Annotated in this window: 1 protein-coding gene; it reads right to left on the minus strand. The window is 58.3% G+C overall.

Annotation, left to right across the window (positions count from 1 at the left end):
* Positions 1–24: 24 nt before the first annotated feature.
* Positions 25–223 (minus strand): IS4 family transposase (locus KPG66_RS16990; RefSeq protein WP_272907119.1); only part of this gene is annotated, 199 nt, incomplete at its 5' end.

Consider the following 223-nt stretch of genomic DNA (forward strand, 5'->3'; position numbering starts at 1 on the left):
CTGAGGTTTACCCACAAATATGGGTCACTCGTTTTGCCTGAAGATGCGATACATCTTGGTGACTTCGTGCAGGACGAGAAAGCCACGCCACAGAACAGTTGGCCCGGGGGGACGATCATGCTTGCGCGCGAGATAGCCGCCGAGCTTAGCGACCCAGCGCACCACTTGCGCCAGCGATGGAGGCTCGTTGGGCAGTTTGGTGGTGCTATGCACGCGGCAATAC

Source organism: Mycetohabitans sp. B2 (assembly GCF_021733735.1).
In the GTDB taxonomy this organism is placed as follows: Bacteria; Pseudomonadota; Gammaproteobacteria; order Burkholderiales; family Burkholderiaceae; genus Mycetohabitans; species Mycetohabitans rhizoxinica.